Source organism: uncultured Campylobacter sp., assembly GCF_938045225.1.
GTDB lineage: Bacteria > Campylobacterota > Campylobacteria > Campylobacterales > Campylobacteraceae > Campylobacter_A.
This window is the reverse complement of record NZ_CALINL010000157.1, coordinates 1-4,790: the sequence shown is the minus strand read 5'-3', so window position 1 is coordinate 4,790 and position 4,790 is coordinate 1. Positions and strand designations below refer to the sequence as shown.

General features: G+C 41.8%; 4 protein-coding genes. 2 read left to right on the top strand and 2 right to left on the bottom strand.

Features of this window, described 5'->3' with window-relative positions; genetic code table 11:
- A partial coding sequence (locus Q0200_RS05935) for an AAA family ATPase (protein ID WP_297938992.1) occupies positions 1-1,069 on the top strand: 1,069 nt, incomplete at its 5' end.
- Between the two features lie 229 nt (positions 1,070-1,298).
- Here Q0200_RS05935 and Q0200_RS05930 read toward each other — a convergent pair.
- Together Q0200_RS05930 and Q0200_RS05925 are read right to left on the bottom strand one after the other, a co-directional pair.
- Complete coding sequence (locus Q0200_RS05930) at positions 1,299-2,828, bottom strand: tetratricopeptide repeat protein (protein WP_297938989.1); 1,530 nt, start codon at positions 2,826-2,828, stop codon at positions 1,299-1,301.
- A 79-nt stretch (positions 2,829-2,907) separates the two neighbouring features.
- A complete protein-coding gene (locus Q0200_RS05925) occupies positions 2,908-3,972 on the bottom strand; it encodes a tyrosine-type recombinase/integrase (protein ID WP_297938986.1) in 1,065 nt (354 codons plus the stop codon).
- A 167-nt stretch (positions 3,973-4,139) separates the two neighbouring features.
- Here Q0200_RS05925 and dsrO point away from each other — a divergent pair.
- A partial coding sequence (gene dsrO / locus Q0200_RS05920; protein WP_297938983.1) for a sulfate reduction electron transfer complex DsrMKJOP subunit DsrO occupies positions 4,140-4,790 on the top strand: 651 nt, incomplete at its 3' end.

The following is a 4,790-nucleotide window of genomic DNA, read 5'->3' as shown; positions in this document are numbered from 1 at the left end:
ACAAGATAAATTACGTGATAAATGGATTGAGGACAAGAAAAATAAAATGCTTGTAGTAGATGAGGATGAAATTGCAGATGTTGTTGCACTCTGGACAAAAATTCCTGTAAAGAAGATCACAGAAAATGACTCTCAAAGACTCAATAATCTTGAAAAAGTTTTACATGAAAGAGTTGTAGGGCAGGAGGAGGCTGTAAATGCAGTAGCCAGAGCAATAAGAAGAGGTAGAGTGGGTCTTAAAGATCCAAAAAGACCGATCGGTTCATTTTTGTTCTTAGGACCTACAGGTGTCGATAAGACTGAACTTTCAAAAGCACTTGCATACAGCATGTTCGGATCTGAAAGTGCACTTATTCGTGTAGATATGAGTGAGTACATGGAAAAGCATTCGGTTTCAAAGATGGTAGGATCACCTCCGGGATATGTAGGATATGATGAGGGCGGTCAGCTCTCCGAGAAGGTTAGAAGAAATCCTTATTCTGTAATACTTTTTGATGAGATTGAAAAAGCTCATCCGGATGTATTTAATATACTTTTGCAAGTGCTTGATGACGGACATATTACAGATTCGAGCGGCAGAATAGTTGACTTTAAGAATACGGTTATTATTCTTACTTCAAATGCCGGTGCACAAAGAATAGTAGAGCCGAAACATCTTGGTTTTGCTTCAAGTACTGATGATGAAAAAGACTATTCAGCAATGAAGAGTAATGTTATGGATGAAGTAAAGCAAATGTTTAAACCCGAGTTTTTAAACCGCCTTGACGACACGATAATCTTTAATCCTCTCGATGAAGACGGGCTAATAAAAATCGTAGATATAATGTTTAAAGAGCTTGAAAAAACGCTGCAAAATCGCGGCATAAAAGCAAGCCTAAGCGAAGAGGCGAAGAAATTTATCGCGGGTGCTGGCTTTGACATCGTTTACGGTGCTAGACCTTTGCGCCGAGCGCTATACGAGCTAGTCGAGGATCCGCTAGCCGATATGATCCTGCGTGACGAGCTTGAAAGCGGCGACGAGATCGTAATCGGTAGCGACAAAGAAAAAATAACGATCTCTAAAATTTAAACCGAATTTACGGTCGCGCTCACGGGTGCGGCCGTTTTTAGCGACCTTAAGCAAGAGTCCTGATTTATAAAAAAGTTGTGGTTTTTACGGTCAAATGGCAGCAACGAGAAGCCGACGCTTGACTGAGATCGCAAACTGAACGCATAACGTCAAATCATCGTATCGTGAGCATTTTCTAAACAATCATATTGAAGTAAGCCAAATTTAATTAAATCGAATTACAATAAAATTATTTCTTTATACTATCAACCTCATGACAACTAGAGATAGCCCCCATATCGCAAGATTTTTTAAAAAGCTTTATCGCCATTGCTAAGTCTTGTTTTACTCCCTTGCCGTCCTTGTATAGTTGCGCTAACCTATGACAACCTAGCAAAAATTGATTATCGCTGTTTTCGCATACTGTTTGATAAAATTCGTGCGCCTTGTCGTAATCGCCCTCTATCTCGTATAACTCTCCAAGCTGCACGCATCCTATTTTGCGAGACTTATCGCAAGCTCTCATATAATACTCTTTTGCTTTTTTCGTATCACCGATATCGACATATCTATCTCCTATGGCTTTACACGACGGATAATCATAAAGTTCGCAGGCTTTTTCGTCAAATTTTACGTCATCGACGTAATTTCCGACCATAGCGCATCCCATCTCGTTTTGCATATCGCAACTTCTTTTATAAAAATCGATTATTTTTTCTTCATCCTGCCTTTTTCGACCTCTATTGTCGTACCAATATACATATAGGTCTGCGGCATTAAGGCATCCATTACTTGATCCCATTTCGCAGGATTTAATGTAAAGCCTTTGTCCTACCTCATATTTGAACTTTGATTCATAGTATTTACCTAAATTTTTACATCCTTCAGGGTAGCCCAAAATACAAGATTTTTTAAAAGAATTATAGACCGCATCCGACTTTTCGTTATCTCTTTTTTGCAAAAGTCCAAGCTCATTGCAACCGACAGCATCGCCGTTTCGGCAAGCTAAAGCATATAAAACGGTAGCTTTTTTATAAAATTCGAAGGATCTAGATTTATCTTTAAAGGCATCCTTAAACCGACATCCTGAATGATAAAAATCGCCTAGAAAACGACAACCTAAAGCGCTATTTAACTCGCAAGCTTTTATAAATAGTTTTTCGGCAGTTGAGTCGTCAAAGCTTACTGCTTTAGCGTTGCAATATAAATTTCCCAAGCCGCCGCATCCGTCGCCGTTATTTTTATCGCAAGCTTTTCTATATAGTTCAGACGCTGCTTCATAGTTTTTTTTCGTACCCCAGCCTTTTTCATACAAAAGACCCGACAAATAGCAACATGCCGCATCGCCTTTTTGACATTCTCTTTTAAATTTTGCCTCATTTAGATTAAAGATCTTTATGATATTTTTATCGGTTAGCCACTCTTTTGCGTCGCAACCGCTCTGATTACCGTATCTGCATGATTTTTTATAAAATTCTAACGCTCTTTGCGAGTCTTGCTCTATGCCCAAGCCTATTTCATGAGAAAAACCGATACTAAAGCATCCATATCCGTCCTCCGCTTCGCAAGCTTCATTGTAGAACTCGTTTGCCTTTTCGTAATCTTGTTCCATATTGTCGCCTAAGTACCCGTCTCCAAGCGCCGTTAAATTTTGATCCGATGCTTCAAGTTCCTCTACTTTATATTTTGATTCGTTGTAGTTATTGAAATTTGAAATACTTCTTATCTGTAATCCGTTTAAAGCCAAAGCCAAAAATAAAAATAAAATAATCTTTTTCATTATAGTTTTTTAAAATTTAAATCATACGTTTGTATGTTTTTAGTGTATAAATTTGCAATATGCGCCGTTATCTCCGCTTTTATTCTCCGCTTAGCTCCTCGGCCACCTGGGCGGCGAGTTTTAGCTTTTCGCTATCAAAATGCGTGTAGATGCGCGAGGTGTTTAGGCTCGCGTGTCCGAGTGCTTCTTGCACCAAAACCAGGTCTTTTTGTTTTTTATAAAGCATTGTGGCAAAGGTGTGGCGCAGCATGTGAGCGCCGTTTTTTTCCTTGCGGATTCCGGCTTTAAAGAGGATCTGCTCGACGATGCGGCTCACGTAGGCTTGCGTTAGGCGCTTGCCTTTTTTATTGATAAAAAGATATCCTTCTTTATTTATATAGTTTATCGCGATCGCGTCCAGATGGGCTTCGATGAGGCGGCGCTTGATCATGACGACGCGGTATTTGTTGCCTTTGCCGCGGATCCTGATGACGTAGAGCTCGCCGTCTTCTGCGATATCTTTGCGCTTTAGGTTTAGCGCCTCGCTCACGCGGATACCCGTAAAAATAATGATTTTTATGATGAGCTTGTTGCGGTTGGCGTTGCTTTTAAACTCCGCGTTTTCGATCGCTTCCAAAAATCTCTTGACCTCATCCTCGCTCATAAACTCAGGCAGCTTTTGCCCGCGCGCTCCGCCCACGCCGCCCCAGTTTTTCAGCTCGATGTCAAAGACGTGCGCCTTGCCGTCCTCTTCGTTTTGCTTATCCAAAAATGCGAAAAAATTTATCGCGCTTATGCGGTAGTTTTTCTTGCTCGCGTCGCTAAGCCCGCCCGTGACGCTAGCTAGCACCTCGCTTAGTAGCTCTTCGTCGATCTGCTTTAGGCTCTCTAGCTCGTAAAATTTGAGCGTCTCGAATATCTTTTTAAGAGGATTAAAGTATGTATTTATACCCGTTAGTCCCGCGTTTCTAGCCGATTTTACGAGGCCGTCTAGCTGATCGATATTTTTTATATCGCGGCTAAGGGCAAAATTTACGCTTGCTAGCGCCTTTGGGTCGCGAAGCTCCTTGTTTGAGAGCGAGCTAAGCTTAAATTTGACGTATCTAGTCAGCCAAAATATAAACGAGTTTTCAAAACTATCTTTGCAATCAAGCGCGTATTTCAAGATATTTTCCTTAAATTTTTAAAAATTTGAAAAGCATTATAACCAAACGCTTCTAAAAAATAAATTTTGGGATAATCTGAAAAACAATTTTAATCAAAATATTAATATTATCATTTAAGTTAAGTTATGATAAAGTTGCGAAACCATTTTGATTCAAAGGAGAAAAAATGCAATCAACGCTAGGTTCGCGTCGTAGCTTTATCGCTGCGGCGGGTGTTTTTATAGCGGCGACCGCGCTTAGGGCCGCTCCGAATACTTTTGAAAAAACCAAAGGTCCGCGCTACGGCATGGTCATCGACCTCACGCGCTGCGTCGGCTGTCAGTCGTGCACGATGAACTGCGCAATGGAAAATAACGTCCAAGCAGGCGCCTTTAGGACGATCGTTTCGGAGTACGAAGCTAGCGACAAAGACGGCAACCGCGCCGTTATCGCATCGCTACCGCGCCTTTGTAATCACTGCGAAAATCCCGCCTGTATCGACGTTTGTCCGACGGGCGCTAGCTACCAAAGAAGCAACGGCATCGTCAAAGTAAATAGCACCGAGTGCATCGGCTGCGCTCTATGCGCCGAGGCCTGTCCGTATCACGCCAGATACCTAAGCATGCAGACCTATAAGGTCGATAAATGCACCTTTTGCGATCACAGACTGCGCGAGGGATTGCTACCTGCGTGCGTAGAGACCTGCGTCGGCGGAAGCCGCATAATAGGCGATCTAAACGACGAAAACTCAAATATCAGAAAATTTTTAGCCGCTCACGAGACGATGGTACTAGATAGTCCGAAAAATACCCATCCGCAGGTTTTTTACTACGGCGTG

What these genes read in the sequence shown, in the direction of transcription:
- Q0200_RS05930 (WP_297938989.1), bottom strand. Translation starts at nt 2,828, where the DNA reads ATGAAAAAGATTATTTTATTTTTATTTTTGGCTTTGGCTTTAAACGGA.